Raw genomic sequence first — 19,241 nt, 5'->3', positions numbered from 1 at the left:
CCACCGAACCGACCGGGAGTGCCGTCAGCGGACCGGCGGCTGACCGTTACGCTCGAAACGGTCGATGGTGCTTTCAAGGCCATCGTCGTCATCGTCCGTCTTGTCGCGCTCCCAAGGCTTGACCTCAGGCGGTAGGACCAGCAGGGTCATCGTTTGACGATAGAGATACCCGATGCGATGCGCATCTCCCGCGCGACCATGCCCTCGGGCTCCAGCGGGAACCAGATGCGTGCATCGATCGGGGTGCCCAGCCGATCGACATTGGTTTCGGTGCCCAAGCGGGTGGCACTCCTGGCGGGCAACGGCCGGCGCTGACCATTGGCCAGCCGCTTGTTCAGATGGATGGAGAGCCACTTGCCTGACTCACTGCCGCAGGCCCACTGGACGACCCCGTTCTGGGACATGACCAGCACCGCACGCTGGGCGTGAGCTTAAGCCACTTCAGTATGGCCGACGTCATGGACACGCCATACCGATCCGCGCATGCACCGAGCACATCCAGGTCTTATTGTTGCCCCCTGGATCTGTCGACGGTAATCGTCGGCAGGCATCAGCAGGTAGGACGCAAACGTGTTCGCCTCAAATTCAATCTGGCGCTCTTTGCTGTCCCATTGGGTGGTGTTGACTTCACTGCAGTTGAAGGATGGCTGCAGATGGCGATGCACCAGGTAATGCCCGAGTTCGTGTGCCAGCGTGAACCGGATCCGCCCAGGGGAGCTGATCGCCTGATTGAAGATGATGGCCCAGTTGCCCTTGCCGGTCTTATTGGCGTTCAGGTTGAACAGCGCGCCCTCAAACTCCGGGTCCATCGCTTCACCCTGGATGGTGATCGGCTCCCCGGTCTGGAAAGTGGCTGGCACTTCAAGAATCAGCGCTTCGACATCAACCGGAAAACGGTCGCCGCCATGTACGGCATGGAACTGGTCCAGGAGTTTGTTCAGCCGATTGGCCCAAGGCGCCGGCTTATTTGGCGGCGCACTCATCCTTGGGTTTTCTTCAGCGTCTTGAGGATTTCAAGGAGCTGATGCTTGGTCTCGGGTTTCAGCGTCTTGTAGTTCCGGAAGAACGCCTTGTCGAAGGCATCCTCGGGCTGGTTGGCCTGCTCAATGTGGGCCAGGAACTCCGGCGTCACGTGAAGGGCGGCGGCGATGCTGGCCAGTTTTTCCATGGTGGGGTTGGCGTTGTCATTGTTTTCCAACTCCCACAGATAGCTCTTGCTCATGCCGGCGGCGGCGGCCAGTGCGTCGAGACTCATCTTCTGCTCTCGGCGCAACCTGCGAATTTTGTCACCCAGTGGGGTTGCCACGGTTTCTCCTGTGTTCTCAGCCCCGTCAATCAGGGACTTAGTAGCGTTTTGCACAGACCGAGATATTACGTTATTTCGAACGAATCCGCACCGGCTTGACAACACAATCATGCGCCGTTAAATTCCATTAAACACCCGATATAGCGAACAAATACATTTTGCTTTGTTGTGCAATCTGGTGTTGAGAACAGTGTAAACAACCCAGGCCTCTCGCGCACACAAGAAGTCATCGGCACGGCGGCCCAACAAAAAGGAAAACAATATGGCCGCCTTCAACTACCGCCAACTCATCCGCCAGGTGCCTGTCCACGCCTGGAAGTTCTATCTCCAGTCCCGCAAGCTGGACCTGCCCACTGAGCTTGCTGATGACAAGCTGGTCGACACTGTCACCGAGATTTTCGATGCGCTGCCTGCTGCCCAGAGTGAGGCGCTGTACGCCGAGATGCGGCGCGTCCATGAACTGGCCAATCAACGCGGTGTCGATGCCCTGCGCAACACCGCACCACCGGACTCCGCGATCCACGAGGATTTCACGAAGTTCTCCAGTGATGCGGAGCGGGCCTTGTGGGTCATGGCCAATTGGCCGGATCAGTTTGCCACCGCCGAGGCCATTTATGCGGTCAGCCTGCGCATCGGCAAACGCGGCTGGAAACGCTTTCATGTGCCACCGGTCGACGCGTTGTTCCGGGGACAAGAGGACGTTCACGCCCTCGAAGTCGCTCTGGCCACGGCATTCACGCCGCGTAAGGGCACGCCGCGCGCCTGCCAGATCGATACCCTGGACCGACATCTGGATGGCGGCGTGCAGCTGGGTATCCTCATCGAGGACAACGCCCAGCGCCAACTGGAGTTCGGCGACGACAACCGCGCCCACTGGCGCGACATCCGACCACCGATGGCCATGGACGTCGTCATCTACCCGGCCAGCGGTGTGATCGACGTGCTGGCTCCTGGCGGTAGCAAGACACAGAAGACCTTGCTGGAGCACCTCGGCAAGCATGTTTTCAAGGCAGTGCTGCAGCCCAAGGATGTCGAGAAGCCGATGTTCTTCCTCAACCGTCTGCGGGACGGTTTTGAGCTCTTCAATAACAGTGAATGTGATCTGGCCGCCAACCGGGTGGAGCATATCCGCTTGTTGCAGGCCAAGGTCCGTGCCATTCACCCGCCGATCTGTGACTACCTGATCAAGCCACCCGGCGAGAAGGATGCGCCTGACGTACTGGCCTGCCTCACTGCCCAGCAGATCAGTCCCATCCTGATGGGCCAGGGCTTCAACATCATCGATGCCGTGGTGTTGCTTTACTTCGAACCGGTACAGCCTGGCAAAGCCAGCCGCGTGCTGCACGTCGATCTGAAGCAAAGCGGGATCAGCAATCTGCGCGACATGGAAGAGGCCGATGCCCGTCTGGTGGAATCGCTGCTGCGGGCACTCGGCGTCATGCAGTCGCCAGCAGCAATCAAGGTGGTCGAGGAATCAGTGGGGGCAATGCATGAATGAACCAGTCGCGGTCATGAACGACCAGGGGCTGGCAGAAATCTGTCGGCTGCTGGAGCGCAACGACATGCTGATTTCGCCCGATGCGATCTGGCTTTCAAGCCGGCCAGGTTTCTACGGCCATCTGCTGGTGCTGGATGCCATCGCCGTCAGCCGCCAGCGAGCCCTGGATATCCTTTGCCCAGACTGCGGTACCGAGTCCATGCGCCCACAGCCATACTCTGCGCCAGCGTCGCAACCTTATCGAGGTCACTGTCCGGAGTGTGGATGGGTCGAGCTCACGAATGAGCAAGCGCACTACTGGCAGGTACAACCCGCCAAGCTCGCCAAGTGGTTGTCGGTCGGCTTGGGCTGGTGCCGCGCTATGCCGTCGAAACGGTTGTAGACAACGTCTTGTGGCGCCTGGGCGAAATAGAACATCGGCGCCGCAGACACACGGTGTTCTTTGCGCGGCGCTTGAATGCGATGTCCGAACAGGTGGTGGCCAAGCTGACGCAACTGGTCGCACCCGGTGCCGAGGTCATCATCACATCGGATGATCCGGCATCCCCGGCCGGGACTGCCTTAAGCGATCGCCTGCTGATACCGCTGCGGGCCATCGCCCACATCCGCAAGGCTGGTCTGGTGATCGAGAACCTGGAGGCGTACCTGACTCGTCCGGCACCGGTGCAGGAATCGGCGGAGACCTCCCTGCGTCTGATGCACACGCAGCGTGTCGCGCTGATTGATGGTCAGGCAATCGATCTGTCGCCTCAGGTCTATCTGTTCCTGAAGATTCTGGAAGACGCCGATGGCGATGAGGTGCACAAGCGGCGCATCGCTGAAGGCTTGGTTTGAGCCTGGCGCCACCTTCCGAACAGCGGATATTTTCAAACGGCATAAGCAGGTCTACACCACCTTCGTCGGCAAGGACGACAAGGGGCACTACCTGCTCAAGCCTGAGTTCGTGATTCTGGAAAGGGGGTGACTGAACAGACACCTCCTCACGCCCGACTTACACCTTCCACCCAACCTTGAAAGGAATTTGAAAATGGCCGGCAAAAACCAACATGTAGTGAAACGCGACGACGGGCTGGGCCGTACGTGGCGCAGGCAATCAGCGAGACACTTCGCATCATCGCACCCAGTCCGAGGCCGAACGTGTCGCCCGCGACATCGCCATCAACCAGCGCAGCGAAGTGCTGATTCATGGTGAGGATGGTCGTATCCGGGAGCGCAACAGCTACGGCAATGATCCCCACCCGCCCAAGGGCTGACGATCGCCGCCATGCAGGCATCGGGTTCGACTATTGGCGGCAGGTGGTCCATGCGTCGAACCCGGTGCAGCACTTCGGTAGCAAGCGCTTGTTGTGAAAGGGTTTCTGCGTGTGCTCGGCTGGCGAAGTTCTCGGATATTTTTTGAGAACCGAGAGCGGAAAAGGGTCAAACTGGGCGGGTAAGTAGGCGCCTTGTGGCTGGCTGCCGGCCTGTAGCACACGCAGAATCGACAGAAACCGCGCACAGTCTGGGGAAACCCAGATGTGAAAAAGCCCAACCGAGAAGGGTTGGGCTTTTGAAAAAGGGTCAAACTGGGCGGGTAAGTAGGCGCCTTGTGGCTGGCCTGCCGGGGGCTGTAGCACACGCAGAATCGACAGAAACCGCGCACAGTCTGGGGAAACCCAGATGTGAAAAAGCCCAACCGAGAAGGGTTGGGCTTTGAAAATGGTGGAGAGGAGGAGGATCGAACTCCCGACCTCCGCATTGCGAACGCGGCGCTCTCCCAGCTGAGCTACCCCCCCAACGTCCTGCGATTCTAGCGCACTCCATTTCGCTTATCAAAGCCGGCCGCCACGGCGGAACCAAGCGGGCGGTCCGGCCGTCTGATTTCTGTAGCGACAACCGGAGCGATCCCCATGGCGACGAGCTGCAATCTGGCCGATCGGCAGTGCCGCCCCTGCGAAGGCGGCATCGCGCCGCTGGACGCGGCGATGGCGAGCGAAATGTTGCACACTCTGGCGGGGTGGGCGTTGAACGGGGAGCGCCTGGAGAAGACTTTTGCCTTCCGCAATCATTACGAGGCAATGGCCTTCGTCAATGCCATCGCCTGGCTCTCGCATCGCGAGAATCACCATCCGGAACTGACGGTCGACTACAAGGACGTTCGTGTCCGCTACTGGACGCACGCCATCGACGGTCTATCGGAAAACGACTTCATCTGTGCCGCCAAGCTGGAAAAACTGCTGACGATCTAGGGTTTGGTCAGGATTGCCCGGCACCTGCCACCGCACGGCGCAGACGGTCGGCGACGGCGGCCCAGTCGGCGCCGCCGGGCAGCGCTTCGACGACGATCAGGTCGACTCCGGCATGGTCCATGTCGCGCAGCGCGGCGTAGAGATCATGCGCATAGCCGACCGGATCGGCCGGCATCAGGCGCCAGGCGTGCGGCATGCCGGCCTGCGGCGGCTGATTGGCGCTGATCACCGCGCACTTGCCACCGCGATGGCGCTGGGCATTGATGAAGTCGAGCAGGCGTTCGCCGGCCACCATGCGCAACGGGGTTACCGGCGCGTAATGGGCTTCGAGCGAGCCGGAAACGCGGGGCGCGCCAGCTGCGGTTTCAACGGCCGGCTGGCGGCCGAGCACCGCTTCGAGATGGATGGGCGAAATATGGCCAGGACGCAGGATGACCGGCTCACCGCGCGAGCAGTCGATGATGGTCGACTCGATGCCGACCTTGCACGGGCCGCCGTCGAGGATCAGCGGCACGCGGTCGCCAAGCTCTTCAGCGACGTGCCCGGCGGTGGTCGGGCTGATGCGCCCGAAACGGTTGGCCGACGGCGCGGCGATGCCGGCACGCATTTCTCCCGTTTCGCCCTTGGCACGGGCGAAACGGCGCAGCAGTTCGAGCGCCACCGGATGCCCCGGCACGCGCAGGCCGACGGTATCCTGGCCGCCGGTGACGGCGTCGGGCACCCAGGCCTGCTTCTTCAGGATCAGCGTCAGCGGGCCGGGCCAGAAGGTTTCCATCAGTTCCCAGGCGACGTCGGGCACCTGCTCGGCCCAATGGTCGACCGCATCGTGACCGGCCAGATGGACGATCAGCGGATGATCGGCCGGCCGCCCCTTGGCGGCAAAAATCTTGGCCACGGCAGCCGGGTTGGCGGCATCCGCCCCCAGGCCGTAAACCGTCTCGGTCGGCAAGCCGACCAGTTCGCCGCCAAGCAGCAGGTCGACGGCGTGCTGGTAATCGGCGTCTGACGGCGTCATCAGTCCTTGATACCGATAGCGGCGCGAGCAGCCAAGGCCGCCTTCTGCACCTGCTCGGCATTGTCACCGATGACTGTAAAGTGCCCCATCTTGCGCCCCGGGCGAGCGTGGTGCTTGCCGTAGAGGTGCAGCTTCAGGTTGGGGATGGCATAGAGCTTCGCCCAATCCGGTTCGCGGTAGGACTCACCGTCGTACCACAAGTCGCCGAGCAGATTGACCATCACCGACGCCGAGTGCGCCCGTGCTTCGCCCAGCGGCAGGCCGCACAAGGCGCGCACCTGCTGTTCGAACTGGCTGGTGACACAGGCATCAATGGTGGCGTGGCCGCTGTTGTGCGGGCGCGGCGCCATTTCGTTGACGATCAGCTGGCCGCGGCTGACGAAGAACTCAACGGCCATGGTGCCGATGTAGCCGAGCTTTTCGGCGATACGGGCAGCGATGTCCTCGGCGTCGCTCTTGACGCAGCCGGTGGTCCGCGCCGGCACGATGGAGACATCGAGGATGCCCTTGGTATGCTGGTTCTCGCCGGTCGGGAAGCAGGCGACTTTGCCGTTTTCGTCGCGGGCCAGCACGACCGACACTTCGTAGTCGAGCGTCAGGCGCTGTTCGAGCACGCAATGCTCGCCTTTGAAATGACCGAAGGCGATCAACGCTTCTTCACGACTGTTCACCGTCGCCTGCCCCTTGCCGTCGTAGCCGAAGCGGGCCACTTTCAGGATGGCCGGGTACAGCGACGTGTCGGCGTTGCGGATGTCGTCTTCGCAATTGATCGCGGCGAAGGGGCCGTGCGGAAAGCCGTTGTCGCGCAGGAAGGACTTTTCGGCAATGCGGTTCTGGCAGACGGCGACGGCTGCCGCGTGCGGACGCACCGGCACGAACTTGGCGAGGTAGTCCAGCGTATCGGCGGGAACGTTCTCGAATTCGGTGGTGATTGCCGCGCAGCCGTTGGCGAATTCGTCCAGCGCTGCGTAGTCGTCGTAATCGACGCAGAAATGGCGCTCGGCGATCCGGCCGGCCGGGCTGTTCTTGTCCGGATCGAGAACCCAGACCTGATAGCCCATTTCGTGGGCGGCAGAAACGAAGAAGCGGCCGAGCTGGCCGCCACCGAGCATGCCCAGCGTGGCGGGCGGGAGAATCATGGCATTGCTCAAGACAGAGACCTCATCGGCGCAGCGCAATAAATAGTGACCGCAATTTGCGACCCGATCATACTTCCGGCAGCTTCATGGCCAGCACCTTCTCGGTCTGTGCCTGGCGGAATGCCTGCAGCTTCGCGTTCAGCGCCGGATTGTCGTTGGCCAGCATGGCGACAGCGAAGAGCGCGGCATTGGCGGCGCCGGCCTCGCCGATGGCGAAAGTGGCGACCGGAATGCCCTTCGGCATCTGCACGATGGAGTGCAGCGAATCGACGCCGGACAGCGCTTTCGACTGGACCGGCACGCCCAGCACCGGCACCGTGGTCTTGGCGGCCAGCATGCCCGGCAGGTGGGCGGCGCCGCCGGCACCGGCAATGATTGCCTTGATGCCGCGCTCGCCAGCCATCGCGGCGTAATCGAACAGCAGGTCCGGGGTGCGATGTGCGGAAACGACACGTGCTTCGAAGGGAACGCCGAATTCCTTGAGGATCACGGCAGCGGCCTGCATGGTCGGCCAGTCGGAGTCGGAGCCCATGACGACGCCGACGACGGGTTGGTGAACTGCGTTCATTTAGCGGATTCCTGCCTTGCGTTCAGCGGCCTCGATGGTATTGGCCAGCAACATGGTGATGGTCATCGGACCAACGCCGCCCGGGACCGGCGTGATCTGGCCGGCAACCTGGAGGCAGTCTTCGTAATCAACATCGCCGCACAGCTTGCCGTCCGGCAGACGGTTGATGCCGACGTCGATGACCACGGCGCCCGGCTTGATCATGTCGCCCTTGACGAACTTCGGCTTGCCGACGGCAGCGACGACGATGTCGGCGCGCTTCGTATGGAAGTTCAAATCACGGGTCTTGGAATGGCAGACGGTAACGGTGGCGCCGGCGTTGATCAACAGCATCGCCATCGGCTTGCCGACGATGTTGGAGCGGCCGATGACCACGGCTTCCTTGCCGGTCAGGTCGACGCCGCCCTTCTCGAACATCTTCATGACGCCGTACGGGGTGCACGGGATGAAACGCGGTGCGCCTTGCGACAGGGCGCCGACGTTTTCGGCATGGAAACCATCGACGTCCTTCTCGGCGGAAATGGCTTCAAGCACCTTCTCTTCGTCAAAATGCTTGGGCAGCGGCAGTTGCACCAGAATGCCGTGGATGGCCGGATCGGCGTTCAACTCGGCGATCTTGTCGAGCACGACCTGCTGGTCGACATCGCGGTCATAGACAATCTTTTCGGAATGCATGCCGATGGCCAGACAGCCATTGACCTTGTTCTTCACGTAAACCTGGGAGGCCGGGTCTTCGCCGACCAGAATGACCACCAGGCCAGGCTTGTGTCCCTTGGCGGTCAGGGTTTCCACGCGGGCCTTGAAGCTTTGGCGCAGCTCTTCAGCCAGCGCCTTGCCGTCGATAATTTGTGCCGTCATCGTCGCATCCAACAAAAAGAAAACGGGAAAGGCGGCTGCCTTTCCCCTTGATTTGGCGCGAATTTTACCAGAATCAGGCGGCGGCTGCTTCGGCAGTGCCAACTGCCGCGCGGCCGGCCGCGAACGCCTGCCGGTTCAACGCCACCACCTTCTCGCCCTTGCGCTGGAAACGCTTGAGTACGCATTCGAGCAGAATGTCGGCCGAGAACGGCAACTGGTCGGCAATCGCCCCCAGCATGACGGTATTGCCGAGGCGAATATCGCCCAGCTCCTGGGCGATGGTCGTCGCATCGAAGGCGACGACCTTGGTGCCAGCCGCCTTCATCTGGCCGACCGGGTCGGCCGGGTAGTCATACAGGCCCAGCTCGACCACCGGCGGCACGAAACGCGAGTCGTTGACCAACGCCGCCGCTCCCGGGCGCAGCATGTGCATCCAGCGCAAACCTTCGGCCGCCTCGAAGGCGAGCAGCACATCGGCCTCCCCCGGGGCGATCTGCGGCGACAGGACACGCGGGCCGAAACGCAGGTGCGACGAAACCACGCCGCCGCGCTGCGCCATGCCGGCGACTTCGGTCTTCTTCGCATCGTGACCGAGCGCAATGGCCGCCTCGGCGAGAATTTCGGTCGCCGTCATGACGCCCTGACCACCAATGCCAACGACGAGAATATTGGTCGTGCCGCTCATGCCGAACATCCTTTCTTGACCAGGGTAATGGGCGATACCGGCGCGTAATGCTGGATTGCCTTGGGCGCACAGGGCTGCAGGCACAGGCCGCAACCGGTGCACACCGACGACTCGATACGCACGAAGGCCAGATCGACCTCGCGTCCGGAAGCCTTCACTTCCTTGCCGCGCCGGGTGACATGGATGGCCGGACAGCCGACGTCGAGACAGTTGCCGCAACCCGTGCACTTGTCCTCATGCACTTCGTAGGGCTTGAGCTTGTGGTAGTCCTTGATCAGCACGCACGGCTGGTCGGTGATGATGACCGATACTTCGGGAATCTTGACCTCGTCGCGCACCGTCTTGAACAGGGTCGGCAACTCGTAGGGATTGACGACGTGGATGCGCTCCTTCTTGACGCCCAGCGCTTCGCACAACTTGGCGAAGTCGATGCGCGGCGCATCCTCACCGTAGATGTCGCGGCCATTGCCCGGATTGTCCTGCCCGCCGGTCATGCCGACGGCGCGATTGTCGAGCAGCATGACCGTGACGTTGGCCTTGTTGTAAACCATGTCGAGCAGGCCTTGCATGCCCATGTGCAGGAAGGTCGAGTCACCGATGACGGCAACGATGCGCTTGTCCTTGTCGGCTTCGCCACGCCCCTTGTCCATGCCGAGGGCGATGCCCATCGAGGCCCCCATCGACACGCAGGTATCCATCGCCTGCCACGGGTGGCCGGCGCCCAGCGTATAGCAGCCGATGTCGCCGGAAATATTGAGGTTGCGTACCTGGGACAGCGTGTAATAGACACCAAGGTGCGGACAGGCCACGCACATCGTCGGCGGCCTCGGGAAGATCTGGGCGGGACGAATGGTGATGGCCGACGCGTCGACCGGCTCGCCGAGCAGGCGGGCAATGGCCGGCTTGAGCACCGGCGGCGCCAATTCGCCCTGCAGCGGCAGGATGTCCTTGCCGACAACCGGGATGCCCTGTGCCTTCAGTTCGGTTTCGACCAGCGGTTCGACTTCCTCGACAACGACGACCTGATCGACCATCGCCGCCAGTTCGCGGCATTTTTCAAGCGGCAGCGGACAGGAGAAGCCGAGCTTGAGGACCGGCGCATTCGGGAAGGACTCGCGAACATGCATGTAGGCCGGCCCCGAGGCGATGAACCCGACGCGGCGGTCGCTTCCGGCTTCGATGAAATTGAGCGGCGACTGCTCGGCCTCGGCGCGCAAGGCACCATCGCGCTTGAACATCAGCGGAATGCGCTTGCCGGCATTGCCCGGCACCATGACGTAACGCGAGGGATCCTTCTTGAAGCCGGCACCGACATGCGCCTGGCGCTCGCCCACGGTGACCAGCGCCTTGACGTGGTTGATGCGGGTCGTCATGCGCAGGATGACCGGTACCTGGTATTTCTCGGACAATGCGTAGGCAGCCAGCGTCATGTCGTAGGCCTCCTGCGAATCGGCCGGCTCGAACACCGGCACATGCGCGAAGCGGCCCCAGTAGCGGGAATCCTGTTCGTTCTGCGACGACGACAGGCCGACGTCATCGGCGATGGCGATGACCAGGCCGCCATCCACGCCGGTCAGGGTCAGCGTCATCAACGCATCGGAGGCGACGTTCATGCCCACATGCTTCATGCAGCAGAAGGCCCGCGACCCGGCATAGGCGGCACCAATGGCGACCTCCAGCGACACCTTTTCATTGACCGACCATTCGGCGTAGATATCCGGATAGGTCGAGATGACCTCGAGCATTTCGGTCGACGGCGTGCCGGGATAGGCGGCGGCGACCTTGACGCCGGCCTCCCACACGGCGCGGGCGACCGCTTCGTTGCCGGACATCAGAATCCGGCTGGCTGCCGGCGCGGGCATGACTGCCGCCATATCGACTCCTCGGAAATCAATTCGAAAACCCATGATTATAGGAAGGCCTATCCACACCGATTTGATACAACGCAAGGCAAACAACCTTTTCATTCGGTGTCATGACAAGAACACCATTGATGGACATCAATGCCCGGCACCGGCATGAGCGGAACAATGGCGACATCACCTCAACCGCACCGCCATGAACACCGCCACGCTCGAACTCACCCCGTCAGAAACCGCCGGCCGGCGCATCCCCGGCAACAAGGGCATCTGGGTCGGCATCACCTGCGAATTCGTCGAGTTCGCCGTGCTGTTCGCGGTGTATTTCATCGCCCGCGCCCATTTTCCCGAAGCCTTCCACGAGGGCGCCCAGCGCCTGAACATCCTGGCCGGCACCGGTATCACCCTGCTGATGATCACCAGCAGCTATTGCATCGCCTGCTCGGTCAACGCCATACGCCAAAACAAGCACCGCAGCGCCGTGATCTGGCTGATCGCCGGGCTGGTGATCGCCCTCGGCTACCCCGTCGTGAAAATCCTGGAAATCAGCTGGAACCTGGCCCATGGCATCAACGGCGAATCGGGCATCTTCTTCACCGTCTATTACTACCTGACCTTCAACCACCTGGTCCATGCCACCTGGGGCATCCTCGGCATCCTGTGGGTGCTGGCCCGCCTGCTCTTCCACGGCTACACGGCCGACGACTACGTCGGGCTGGAGGCCCTGGCCAGCTATTGGCACGCCACCGACATCATCTGGCTGGTCATCTTTCCCTTCTTCTACGTTCTCGCCTGAACATGCCCGCCAAAGACCACTTCGCCCTGCTCACCGGCGCCTGGCTGGCGCTGATCGCCCTGACCCTGGCCAGTCTCGGTCTCGGCGAATGGTTCCGCGAGCTGTCCTGGCTGCCGCTGGTCGTTGCCGCCATCATGTGGATCAAGGGGGCCGTCGTCGCCCGTTATTTCATCGAATCGCACGTCGCCCACCCCTTCATTGCCCGCGTGCTGCAGGTCTTCATCGCCCTCGCGCCGATCGCCCTGGTCATCACCGCCTTCTTCGGCAACACCGTGGCCCGCTGGGCCACCCTCTAACCCCGCTCGGTCGCAACTGAAATACGCGGAAAGCTCCTCGCGAGCCTTCCGTCCTACGTATTTTCCCTAACCCAAAACGGCTAAAAAACGCGCCCGCCTTTATTGCACGATGCGAATTTTGTTTTTACAATACGAAACACGCATTAGGGAAAGTACGGACTCGCGAACCGGTCCGCAAGGAGTAAAGTTGTTTTGCTAGACACAGGCAAAACAGAATGAACACCAACCGTGGAGACAAACATGGCCAACCAGCCGAATGCACTGCCTGATCCTGCCGACCTCGATCCGCAGGAAACAAAAGAATGGATTGATGCCCTCGAAGGCGTCATCAACGTCGAAGGTCCGACCCGCGCGCATTACCTGATCGAGAAAGTCATCGGCCAGGCCCGCCTGAACGGCGTCGATATTCCCTACTCGGCCAATACCGAATACATCAACACCATCCCTGCCGAGCAGCAGCCCAAGTACCCGGGCAATGCCGACATGGAAATCAAGATTCACTCGTACATCCGCTGGAACGCGATGGCCATGGTCGTCCGCGCCAACAAGGACACCAACGTCGGCGGCCACATCGCCTCCTTCGCATCCGCCGCCGCCCTCTACGACGTCGGCTTCTCGCATTTCTGGCACGCCCCGTCCGCCGACCATGACGGCGACCTGATCTTCTTCCAGGGCCACTCGGTCCCGGGCGTCTATTCGCGCGCCTTCATGCTCGGCCGTTTCACCGAGGAGCAGATGGACAGCTTCCGCCAGGAAACCGGCGGTACCGGCATTTCGTCCTACCCGCACCCGTGGCTGATGCCGGATTTCTGGCAGTTCCCGACTGTTTCCATGGGCCTCGGCCCGATCCAGGCGATCTACCAGGCCCGCTTCATGAAGTACCTGGCCTCGCGCGGCCTGATCGATGCCGCCAAGGCGGAAAAGCGCAAGGTCTGGGCCTTCCTCGGCGACGGCGAGACCGACGAGGTCGAATCGCTCGGCGCCATCGGCATGGCCGGTCGCGAAAAGCTGGACAACCTGATTTTCGTCATCAACTGCAACCTGCAGCGTCTGGACGGCCCGGTGCGCGGCAACGGCAAGATCATCCAGGAACTCGAATCCGAATTCCGCGGTGCCGGCTGGAACGTCATCAAGCTGATCTGGGGCACCCACTGGGATGCCCTGTTTGCCCGCGACAAGACCGGCATCCTGAAGAAGCGCATGATGGAACTGTGCGACGGCGAGTACCAGACCTTCAAGGCCAAGAATGGCGCCTACGTCCGCGAGCATTTCTTCAATACGCCGGAACTGAAGGCACTGGTCGCCGACTGGACCGACGATGACGTCTGGAACCTGAACCGTGGCGGCCACGACATCTTCAAGATCTTCGCCGCCTACAACGCCGCCGTCACCCACAAGGGCGCCCCGACCCTGATCCTGGCCAAGACCATCAAGGGCTTCGGCATGGGCCAAGCCGGCGAGGCCATGAACATTTCCCACCAGCAGAAGAAGATGGACAAGGAGCAGATCGCCCGCTTCCGCGACCGTTTCAGCCTGCCGATTCCGGACGACAAGCTGGAGGAACTGCCCTACCTGAAGTTCGCCGAAGATTCGCCGGAATACCAGTACATGCGCCAACGCCGCATGGACCTCGGCGGCTTCCTGCCGTCGCGCCGCCGCAAGGCCGCCTCGCTGGCCGTGCCGGCCCTCGACACCTACGCCGCGCTGTTGAAGGCTTCCGGCGAAGGCCGCGAACTGTCGACCACCATGGCCATCGTCCGCATCATGAACATGCTGCTCAAGGACAAGCAGGTCGGCAAGAACGTCGTGCCCATCGTGCCGGACGAGTCCCGCACCTTCGGCATGGAAGGCATGTTCCGCTCGGTCGGCATCTGGAACCAGGAAGGCCAGAACTACGTGCCGGAAGACCATGACCAGCTGATGTTCTACAAGGAATCGAAGACCGGTCAGGTACTCCAGGAAGGCATCAACGAAGCCGGCGCCATGAGCGACTGGATCGCCGCCGCCACCTCATACTCGGTGCATGGCGTGCAGACCATTCCGTTCTACATCTGCTACTCGATGTTCGGCCTGCAACGCACCCTCGACCTCGTCTGGGCAGCGGGTGACCAGCGCGCCCGTGGCTTCCTGATCGGCGGCACCGCCGGCCGCACCACGCTGAATGGCGAAGGCCTCCAGCACGAAGACGGCCACAGCCTGATCCTGTCGCAACTGGTTCCGAACTGCGTTTCCTACGACCCGACATTCCAGTACGAAGTCGCCGTCGTCACCCAGGACGGCATGCGCCGCATGTTCCAGGAGCAGGAAGACGTCTTCTACTACCTGACCGTGATGAACGAGAACTACGAGCACCCGGAAATGCCGGCAGGTGCCGAGGCTGACATCATCAAGGGCATGTACGCCTTCAAGAAGGGCGGCGAAGGCAAGCTGCGCGTCCAGCTGCTGGGTTCCGGCACCATCTTCCGCGAAGTCATCGCCGCCGCCGACCTGCTCAAGGCCGACTGGGGCGTCGAAGCCGACATCTGGGGCTGCCCGTCCTTCAACGAACTGGCCCGCGACGGCCAGGACGCCGCCCGCTGGAACCTGCTGCACCCGCTCGAAGCGCCGAAGCTGTCGCACGTCGAGCAGAAGCTGGCCGGCGCCGAAGGCCCGGTGGTTGCCGCGACCGACTACATCAAGCTGTTCTCCGAGCAGATTCGTCCGTTCGTCAAGAACACCTACATCACGCTCGGCACCGACGGTTTCGGTCGCTCCGACACCCGCGAGAAGCTGCGTCACCACTTCGAGGTCGATCGCCACTGGGTCACCCTGGCTGCCCTGAAGGCGCTGGCCGACGAAGGCAAGATCGAGCGCGAGAAGGTTGCCGCCGCCCTGGTCAAGTACAACCTGGATCCGGCCAAGCCGAATCCGATGTCGGTTTAATCGGGAGGAGACGACAATGAGCCAAATCATCGAAGTCAAAGTCCCGGATATCGGCGATTTTTCCGACGTGCCGGTCATCGACCTGTTCGTCAAGGTCGGCGACAGCATCAAGGTCGACGACGCCATCGCCACCCTCGAATCCGACAAGGCGACCATGGACGTACCGAGCACCGTTGCCGGCACCGTCAAGGAAGTCCTCGTCCAGCTCGGCTCCAAGGTCAGCGAAGGCGCACTGCTGATCAAGGTCGAAACCGGTGGCGCCGCCGCTGAAGCTGCCCCGGTAGCAGCCCCCGCTGCCGCACCGGCCCCGGCCGCTGCTGCTCCGGCTGCCGCCCCCGCCGCCGGTGGCGGCGTGGTCGAAGTCAAGGTGCCGGACATCGGCGATTTCTCCGACGTGCCGGTCATCGACCTGTTCGTCAAGGTCGGCGACAGCATCAAGGTCGACGACGCCATCGCCACGCTCGAATCCGACAAGGCCACCATGGATGTGCCGAGCACCGTTGCCGGCACCGTCAAGGAAGTCCTCGTCCAGCTCGGCTCCAAGGTCAGCGAAGGCGCACTGCTGATCAAGGTGGAAACCGGCGCTGGCGCCGCTGCTCCGGCAGCCGCCCCGGCCCCGCAAGCCGCCGCCCCGGCCGCTGCTGCACCGGCTCCGGTTGCTGCCGCTCCGGCTGCCGCGCCTGCCGCTGCCGCCGCACTGGCCCCGGCCCTGCCGATCGGCTCCAAGGTTCACGCCTCGCCGTCCGTTCGTGCCTATGCCCGCGAACTGGGCATCGACCTGAGCAAGGTCACCGCCACCGGCCCCAAGGGTCGCATCGTCAAGGAAGACCTGACCAAGTACGTCAAGGGTGTGCTCTCCGGCGCCATCTCCGGCCCGGTTGCTGCCGCCGGCGGTGGTATCAGCGGTGGTGGCACGCTCGATCTGCTGCCGTGGCCGAAGGTCGATTTCAGCAAGTTCGGCGAGATCGAGGTCAAGCCGCTGTCGCGCATCAAGAAGATTTCCGGCCAGAATCTCTCCCGCAACTGGGTGATGATCCCGGCCGTGACCTATCACGAGGATGCCGACATCACCGACCTCGAAGCCTTCCGCGTTCAGTTGAACAAGGAAAACGAGAAGTCCGGCAACAAGCTGACCATGCTCGCCTTCCTGATCAAGGCTTGCGTCAAGGCCATGCAGCGCTTCCCGGAATTCAATTCCTCGCTCGACGGCGACAACCTGGTGCTGAAGAAGTACTTCAACATCGGCTTCGCGGCCGACACCCCGAACGGCCTGGTCGTTCCGGTGGTCAAGAACGCCGACAAGAAGGGCGTCTTCGAGATCGCCAAGGAAACCGGCGAACTGGCCAAGCTGGCCCGTGACGGCAAGCTCAAGCCGGCCGACATGTCCGGCGCCTGCTTCACCATTTCCAGCCTGGGCGGCATCGGCGGCACCTACTTCGCGCCGATCGTCAATGCGCCGGAAGTTGCCATCCTCGGTGTCAACAAGTCGGCCATGAAGCCGGTGTGGGACGGCAAGCAGTTCGTGCCGCGCCTGACCCTGCCGCTGTCGCTGACCGCCGACCACCGCGTCATCGACGGTGCGCTGGCCACCCGCTTCAACGTCTATGTCGCCGAACTGCTGGCCGACATGCGTCGCATGATCGTCTAAGGGAGAATGACCATGAGCAATCTGGTTGAAGTCAAAGTCCCGGACATCGGCGACTTCTCGGACGTTCCGGTCATCGACCTGTTCGTCAAGGTCGGCGACAGCATCAAGATCGACGATGCCATCGCCACCCTCGAATCCGACAAGGCCACGATGGATGTACCTTCGCCAGTTGAAGGCACCGTCAAGGAAGTGCTGATCCAGCTCGGCTCCCGCGTCAGCGAAGGCGCCGTGCTGATCAAGGTTGAAGCGGGTGCCGCTGCGGCTGCTCCTTCGCCGCAGGCGGGTACCCCCGCTCCGGCGGCGGCCCCGGTCGCTGCCCCGGCTGCAGCCAGCCACAGCGGTACGGCCGATCTCGAGTGCGACATGCTCGTCCTCGGTGCCGGTCCCGGCGGCTACTCCGCTGCCTTCCGCTCGGCCGACCTCGGCATGAAGACCATCATCGTCGAGCGCTACGCCACCCTGGGCGGCGTCTGCCTCAACGTCGGTTGCATTCCGTCCAAGGCACTGCTGCACGTCGCCGAGGTCATTGAGGAAGCGCAACACGCCAGCGACCTCGGCGTCACCTTCGCCGCGCCGCAAGTCGATATCGACAAGCTGCGCGCCCACAAGGACAAGGTCGTCGGCAAGCTAACCGGCGGTCTGGCCGGCATGGCCAAGGGCCGCAAGGTCGACATCGTGCGCGGCTATGGTTCCTTCCTCGATCCGAACCACATCGAGGTCGAAGTCACCGATGGCTCGGGCCAAGACAAGACGGGTGCCAAGAAGGTCATCAAGTTCCAGAAGTGCATCATCGCCGCCGGTTCGGCGGCCGTGCATCTGCCCTTCATCCCGCGCGACCCGCGCATCGTCGATTCGACCGGCGCCCTTGAACTGCGCTTCGTGCCGCAGAAGATGCTGGTCATCGGCGGCGGCATCATCGGCCTGGAGATGGCCACCGTCTATTCCACCCTAGGCGCCCGCGTCGATGTCGTGGAAATGATGGACGGCCTGATGCAAGGCCCCGACCGCGATGCGGTCAAGGTCTGGGAAAAGCAGAACGCCAGCCGTTTCGACAAGATCATGCTGAAGACCAAGACGGTTGCCGTCGATGCCAAGGAAGATGGCCTCTATGTCACCTTCGAAGGCGAAGGCGTCTCACCGGAACCGGTCAAGTACGACATGATCCTGCAGGCCGCCGGCCGTGCGCCGAACGGCAAGAAGATCGGCGCCGAGAAGGCGGGCGTGATCGTCACCGACCGTGGCTTCATCAATGTCGATGCCCAGATGCGCACCAACGTGCCGCATATCTTCGCCATCGGCGACCTGGTCGGTCAGCCCATGCTCGCCCACAAGGCGGTGCATGAAGCCCACGTCGCGGCCGAAGTCGCGGCTGGCCACAAGGCGGCCTTCGATGCGCAGGTCATCCCCGGCGTCGCCTATACCCATCCGGAAGTGGCGTGGGTCGGCTATACCGAGGAGCAGGCGAAGAAGGAAGGCCGCAAGGTCGAGACGTCCAAGTTCCCGTGGGCAGCTTCCGGCCGTGCCATCGCCAACGGCGCCGACTACGGTTTCACCAAGCTGATCTTCGATGCCGAGACGCATCGCGTCATCGGCGGCGCCATCGTCGGCCCGTCGGCCGGCGACATGATCGGCGAGGTCTGCCTGGCTATCGAGATGGGCTGCGATGCCGTCGATATCGGCAAGACCATCCACCCGCACCCGACCTTGGGCGAAACCGTCGGCATGGCCGCCGAGGTCGCCCACGGCACTTGCACGGACGTGCCGCCGCCGCGCAAGAAGTAAAGTCCTCTGCGTTACGCTAAGTAATTAGCGTTCGGTTTGGGCGACGGTTAACCCCGTCGCCCTTTTTTTCGCCACGCGCAGGCTATTGCATTTTTGCTTGATCGGCTGCAACACACGCGAATCGGTTTCGCTACCGGATTACTCCGTCGAACGGGCAGGCCAGAATTTTCGCCCTAGAAAACCGAGGCCGAGACCGACAATGCCCGCCCGGATTCCAAGACCCAAACTGAGAAACAGTTGCCCGGAAAAAGTCTCGGGGATATTTGCCAGAACCTGCTCCGAGGACGGAATGGTGCCACCGGAACGAGCCGGCGCACGCAGCAGTATCTCGATGAAATGTTCAGCCAGCGGGTCGTTGTAATACATGAAAATTGTCTGGGCGGCGATGAACCAACCGATCAGCCCCCCCATTTTGACGTTGCGCGTAAAGGTGCATGCGGCGACAAAATAGAGAACAAACAACGCAGCGCTATCGATCTTGAAAATCACCGCAGTTGGAATCACCGTCAGAAGCGCAGAGAGCCAAAAATACCGACCGACAGCCAAGCGCCCCAAGGCAAGCAGCCCATCGATAAATGCCTCATCGTACCGAGTCATGGAATCACCAATTCGCGTTTGTCGGAAAAATCGTCGCCGGAGGT

General features: G+C 62.3%; 22 protein-coding genes, 1 tRNA gene and 1 pseudogene. 11 read left to right on the top strand and 13 right to left on the bottom strand.

The window, feature by feature from the left end:
* Positions 1 to 24 precede the first annotated feature (24 nt).
* From AB6Q56_RS21365 to AB6Q56_RS21350, 4 genes are read right to left on the bottom strand one after another with little or no spacing between them, the layout of a single operon-like run.
* Positions 25 to 150 carry a hypothetical protein gene (locus AB6Q56_RS21365; protein WP_434515023.1) on the bottom strand — a complete coding sequence of 42 codons (126 nt, stop codon included), beginning with the start codon at positions 148 to 150 and terminating at the stop codon, positions 25 to 27.
* A complete protein-coding gene (locus AB6Q56_RS21360; protein ID WP_434515022.1) occupies positions 147 to 404 on the bottom strand; it encodes a hypothetical protein in 258 nt (85 codons plus the stop codon). The genes AB6Q56_RS21365 and AB6Q56_RS21360 overlap by 4 nt, the downstream gene beginning before the upstream one ends.
* Before the next feature lie 27 nt (positions 405 to 431).
* On the bottom strand, positions 432 to 983 hold the full coding sequence (locus AB6Q56_RS21355; protein ID WP_434515021.1) for an ImmA/IrrE family metallo-endopeptidase: 552 nt from the start codon (positions 981 to 983) through the stop codon (positions 432 to 434).
* The gene (locus AB6Q56_RS21350) at positions 980 to 1,306 is read right to left on the bottom strand and encodes a helix-turn-helix domain-containing protein (protein ID WP_434515020.1); all 327 of its coding nucleotides are present in this window, start codon (positions 1,304 to 1,306) and stop codon (positions 980 to 982) included. The genes AB6Q56_RS21355 and AB6Q56_RS21350 overlap by 4 nt, the downstream gene beginning before the upstream one ends.
* A gap of 262 nt (positions 1,307 to 1,568) precedes the next feature.
* On the opposite strand from AB6Q56_RS21350, the gene AB6Q56_RS21345 reads away from it, so the two are divergent.
* The 4 genes from AB6Q56_RS21345 to AB6Q56_RS21330 are packed head-to-tail and all read left to right on the top strand — an operon-like array spanning position 1,569 to position 3,768.
* The gene (locus AB6Q56_RS21345) at positions 1,569 to 2,804 is read left to right on the top strand and encodes a hypothetical protein (protein WP_434515019.1); all 1,236 of its coding nucleotides are present in this window, start codon (positions 1,569 to 1,571) and stop codon (positions 2,802 to 2,804) included.
* Positions 2,797 to 3,186: a hypothetical protein gene (locus tag AB6Q56_RS21340; RefSeq protein WP_434515018.1), complete on the top strand. Its 390-nt coding sequence runs from the start codon at positions 2,797 to 2,799 to the stop codon at positions 3,184 to 3,186. Before AB6Q56_RS21345 ends, AB6Q56_RS21340 begins: the two co-directional genes overlap by 8 nt.
* A complete protein-coding gene (locus AB6Q56_RS21335) occupies positions 3,156 to 3,638 on the top strand; it encodes a hypothetical protein (protein ID WP_434515017.1) in 483 nt (160 codons plus the stop codon). The genes AB6Q56_RS21340 and AB6Q56_RS21335 overlap by 31 nt, the downstream gene beginning before the upstream one ends.
* Complete coding sequence (locus AB6Q56_RS21330) at positions 3,592 to 3,768, top strand: hypothetical protein (protein ID WP_434515016.1); 177 nt, start codon at positions 3,592 to 3,594, stop codon at positions 3,766 to 3,768. The genes AB6Q56_RS21335 and AB6Q56_RS21330 overlap by 47 nt, the downstream gene beginning before the upstream one ends.
* Before the next feature lie 16 nt (positions 3,769 to 3,784).
* On the opposite strand, the gene AB6Q56_RS21325 is transcribed toward AB6Q56_RS21330, so the two are convergent.
* Positions 3,785 to 3,991, bottom strand: a complete 207-nt coding sequence (locus AB6Q56_RS21325) for a hypothetical protein (RefSeq protein ID WP_434515015.1) — start codon at positions 3,989 to 3,991, stop codon at positions 3,785 to 3,787.
* On the opposite strand from AB6Q56_RS21325, the pseudogene AB6Q56_RS21320 reads away from it, so the two are divergent.
* Positions 3,926 to 4,057: pseudogene (locus tag AB6Q56_RS21320) on the top strand (DUF2188 domain-containing protein); the annotation flags it as partial. The gene AB6Q56_RS21325 and the pseudogene AB6Q56_RS21320 overlap by 66 nt on opposite strands.
* A gap of 446 nt (positions 4,058 to 4,503) precedes the next feature.
* Here AB6Q56_RS21320 and AB6Q56_RS21315 read toward each other — a convergent pair.
* Positions 4,504 to 4,579: transfer RNA gene (locus AB6Q56_RS21315), tRNA-Ala, on the bottom strand.
* Between the two features lie 114 nt (positions 4,580 to 4,693).
* Here AB6Q56_RS21315 and AB6Q56_RS21310 point away from each other — a divergent pair.
* Complete coding sequence (locus tag AB6Q56_RS21310; RefSeq protein ID WP_434515014.1) at positions 4,694 to 5,032, top strand: 4a-hydroxytetrahydrobiopterin dehydratase; 339 nt, start codon at positions 4,694 to 4,696, stop codon at positions 5,030 to 5,032.
* Between the two features lie 7 nt (positions 5,033 to 5,039).
* Here the strand turns inward: AB6Q56_RS21310 and AB6Q56_RS21305 are convergent, their stop codons facing one another.
* From AB6Q56_RS21305 to AB6Q56_RS21280, 6 genes are all read right to left on the bottom strand, one after another.
* Positions 5,040 to 6,047 (bottom strand): L-threonylcarbamoyladenylate synthase, encoded by a 1,008-nt coding sequence (locus tag AB6Q56_RS21305; protein ID WP_434515013.1) that lies wholly within the window; start codon positions 6,045 to 6,047, stop codon positions 5,040 to 5,042.
* A complete protein-coding gene (locus AB6Q56_RS21300) occupies positions 6,047 to 7,186 on the bottom strand; it encodes a 5-(carboxyamino)imidazole ribonucleotide synthase (RefSeq protein WP_434515012.1) in 1,140 nt (379 codons plus the stop codon). Before AB6Q56_RS21300 ends, AB6Q56_RS21305 begins: the two co-directional genes overlap by 1 nt.
* Positions 7,187 to 7,253: 67 nt before the next feature.
* Positions 7,254 to 7,754 carry a 5-(carboxyamino)imidazole ribonucleotide mutase gene (purE, locus tag AB6Q56_RS21295; RefSeq protein WP_434515011.1) on the bottom strand — a complete coding sequence of 167 codons (501 nt, stop codon included), beginning with the start codon at positions 7,752 to 7,754 and terminating at the stop codon, positions 7,254 to 7,256.
* A complete protein-coding gene (folD, locus tag AB6Q56_RS21290) occupies positions 7,755 to 8,612 on the bottom strand; it encodes a bifunctional methylenetetrahydrofolate dehydrogenase/methenyltetrahydrofolate cyclohydrolase FolD (RefSeq protein ID WP_434515010.1) in 858 nt (285 codons plus the stop codon).
* Positions 8,613 to 8,685: 73 nt separating this feature from the next.
* A complete protein-coding gene (locus tag AB6Q56_RS21285) occupies positions 8,686 to 9,297 on the bottom strand; it encodes an indolepyruvate oxidoreductase subunit beta (RefSeq protein ID WP_434515009.1) in 612 nt (203 codons plus the stop codon).
* Positions 9,294 to 11,171: a thiamine pyrophosphate-dependent enzyme gene (locus AB6Q56_RS21280; RefSeq protein WP_434515008.1), complete on the bottom strand. Its 1,878-nt coding sequence runs from the start codon at positions 11,169 to 11,171 to the stop codon at positions 9,294 to 9,296. Before AB6Q56_RS21280 ends, AB6Q56_RS21285 begins: the two co-directional genes overlap by 4 nt.
* Before the next feature lie 184 nt (positions 11,172 to 11,355).
* On the opposite strand from AB6Q56_RS21280, the gene AB6Q56_RS21275 reads away from it, so the two are divergent.
* The 5 genes from AB6Q56_RS21275 to lpdA all read left to right on the top strand — a co-directional run bounded on the left by AB6Q56_RS21275 (position 11,356) and on the right by lpdA (position 18,600).
* Entirely contained in the window at positions 11,356 to 11,952 is a 597-nt protein-coding gene (locus tag AB6Q56_RS21275) for a cytochrome c oxidase subunit 3 family protein (RefSeq protein ID WP_434515007.1), read from the top strand.
* A 2-nt stretch (positions 11,953 to 11,954) separates the two neighbouring features.
* Positions 11,955 to 12,248 (top strand): hypothetical protein, encoded by a 294-nt coding sequence (locus AB6Q56_RS21270; RefSeq protein WP_434515006.1) that lies wholly within the window; start codon positions 11,955 to 11,957, stop codon positions 12,246 to 12,248.
* 240 nt (positions 12,249 to 12,488) lie between these two features.
* On the top strand, positions 12,489 to 15,170 hold the full coding sequence (aceE, locus tag AB6Q56_RS21265) for a pyruvate dehydrogenase (acetyl-transferring), homodimeric type (RefSeq protein WP_434515005.1): 2,682 nt from the start codon (positions 12,489 to 12,491) through the stop codon (positions 15,168 to 15,170).
* Positions 15,171 to 15,186: 16 nt separating this feature from the next.
* Positions 15,187 to 16,818: a dihydrolipoyllysine-residue acetyltransferase gene (gene aceF, locus AB6Q56_RS21260; RefSeq protein WP_434515004.1), complete on the top strand. Its 1,632-nt coding sequence runs from the start codon at positions 15,187 to 15,189 to the stop codon at positions 16,816 to 16,818.
* Positions 16,819 to 16,830: 12 nt separating this feature from the next.
* Positions 16,831 to 18,600 carry a dihydrolipoyl dehydrogenase gene (lpdA, locus tag AB6Q56_RS21255; RefSeq protein ID WP_434515003.1) on the top strand — a complete coding sequence of 590 codons (1,770 nt, stop codon included), beginning with the start codon at positions 16,831 to 16,833 and terminating at the stop codon, positions 18,598 to 18,600.
* 138 nt (positions 18,601 to 18,738) lie between these two features.
* Here lpdA and AB6Q56_RS21250 read toward each other — a convergent pair whose 3' ends face one another.
* A complete protein-coding gene (locus AB6Q56_RS21250) occupies positions 18,739 to 19,197 on the bottom strand; it encodes a hypothetical protein (RefSeq protein WP_434515002.1) in 459 nt (152 codons plus the stop codon).
* Positions 19,198 to 19,241 lie beyond the last annotated feature (44 nt).

Origin of the sequence: Dechloromonas sp. ARDL1 (genome assembly GCF_051122455.1) — a bacterium.
Classification (GTDB): domain Bacteria; phylum Pseudomonadota; class Gammaproteobacteria; order Burkholderiales; family Rhodocyclaceae; genus Azonexus.
This window is presented reverse-complemented; position numbering and strand designations above follow the sequence as displayed.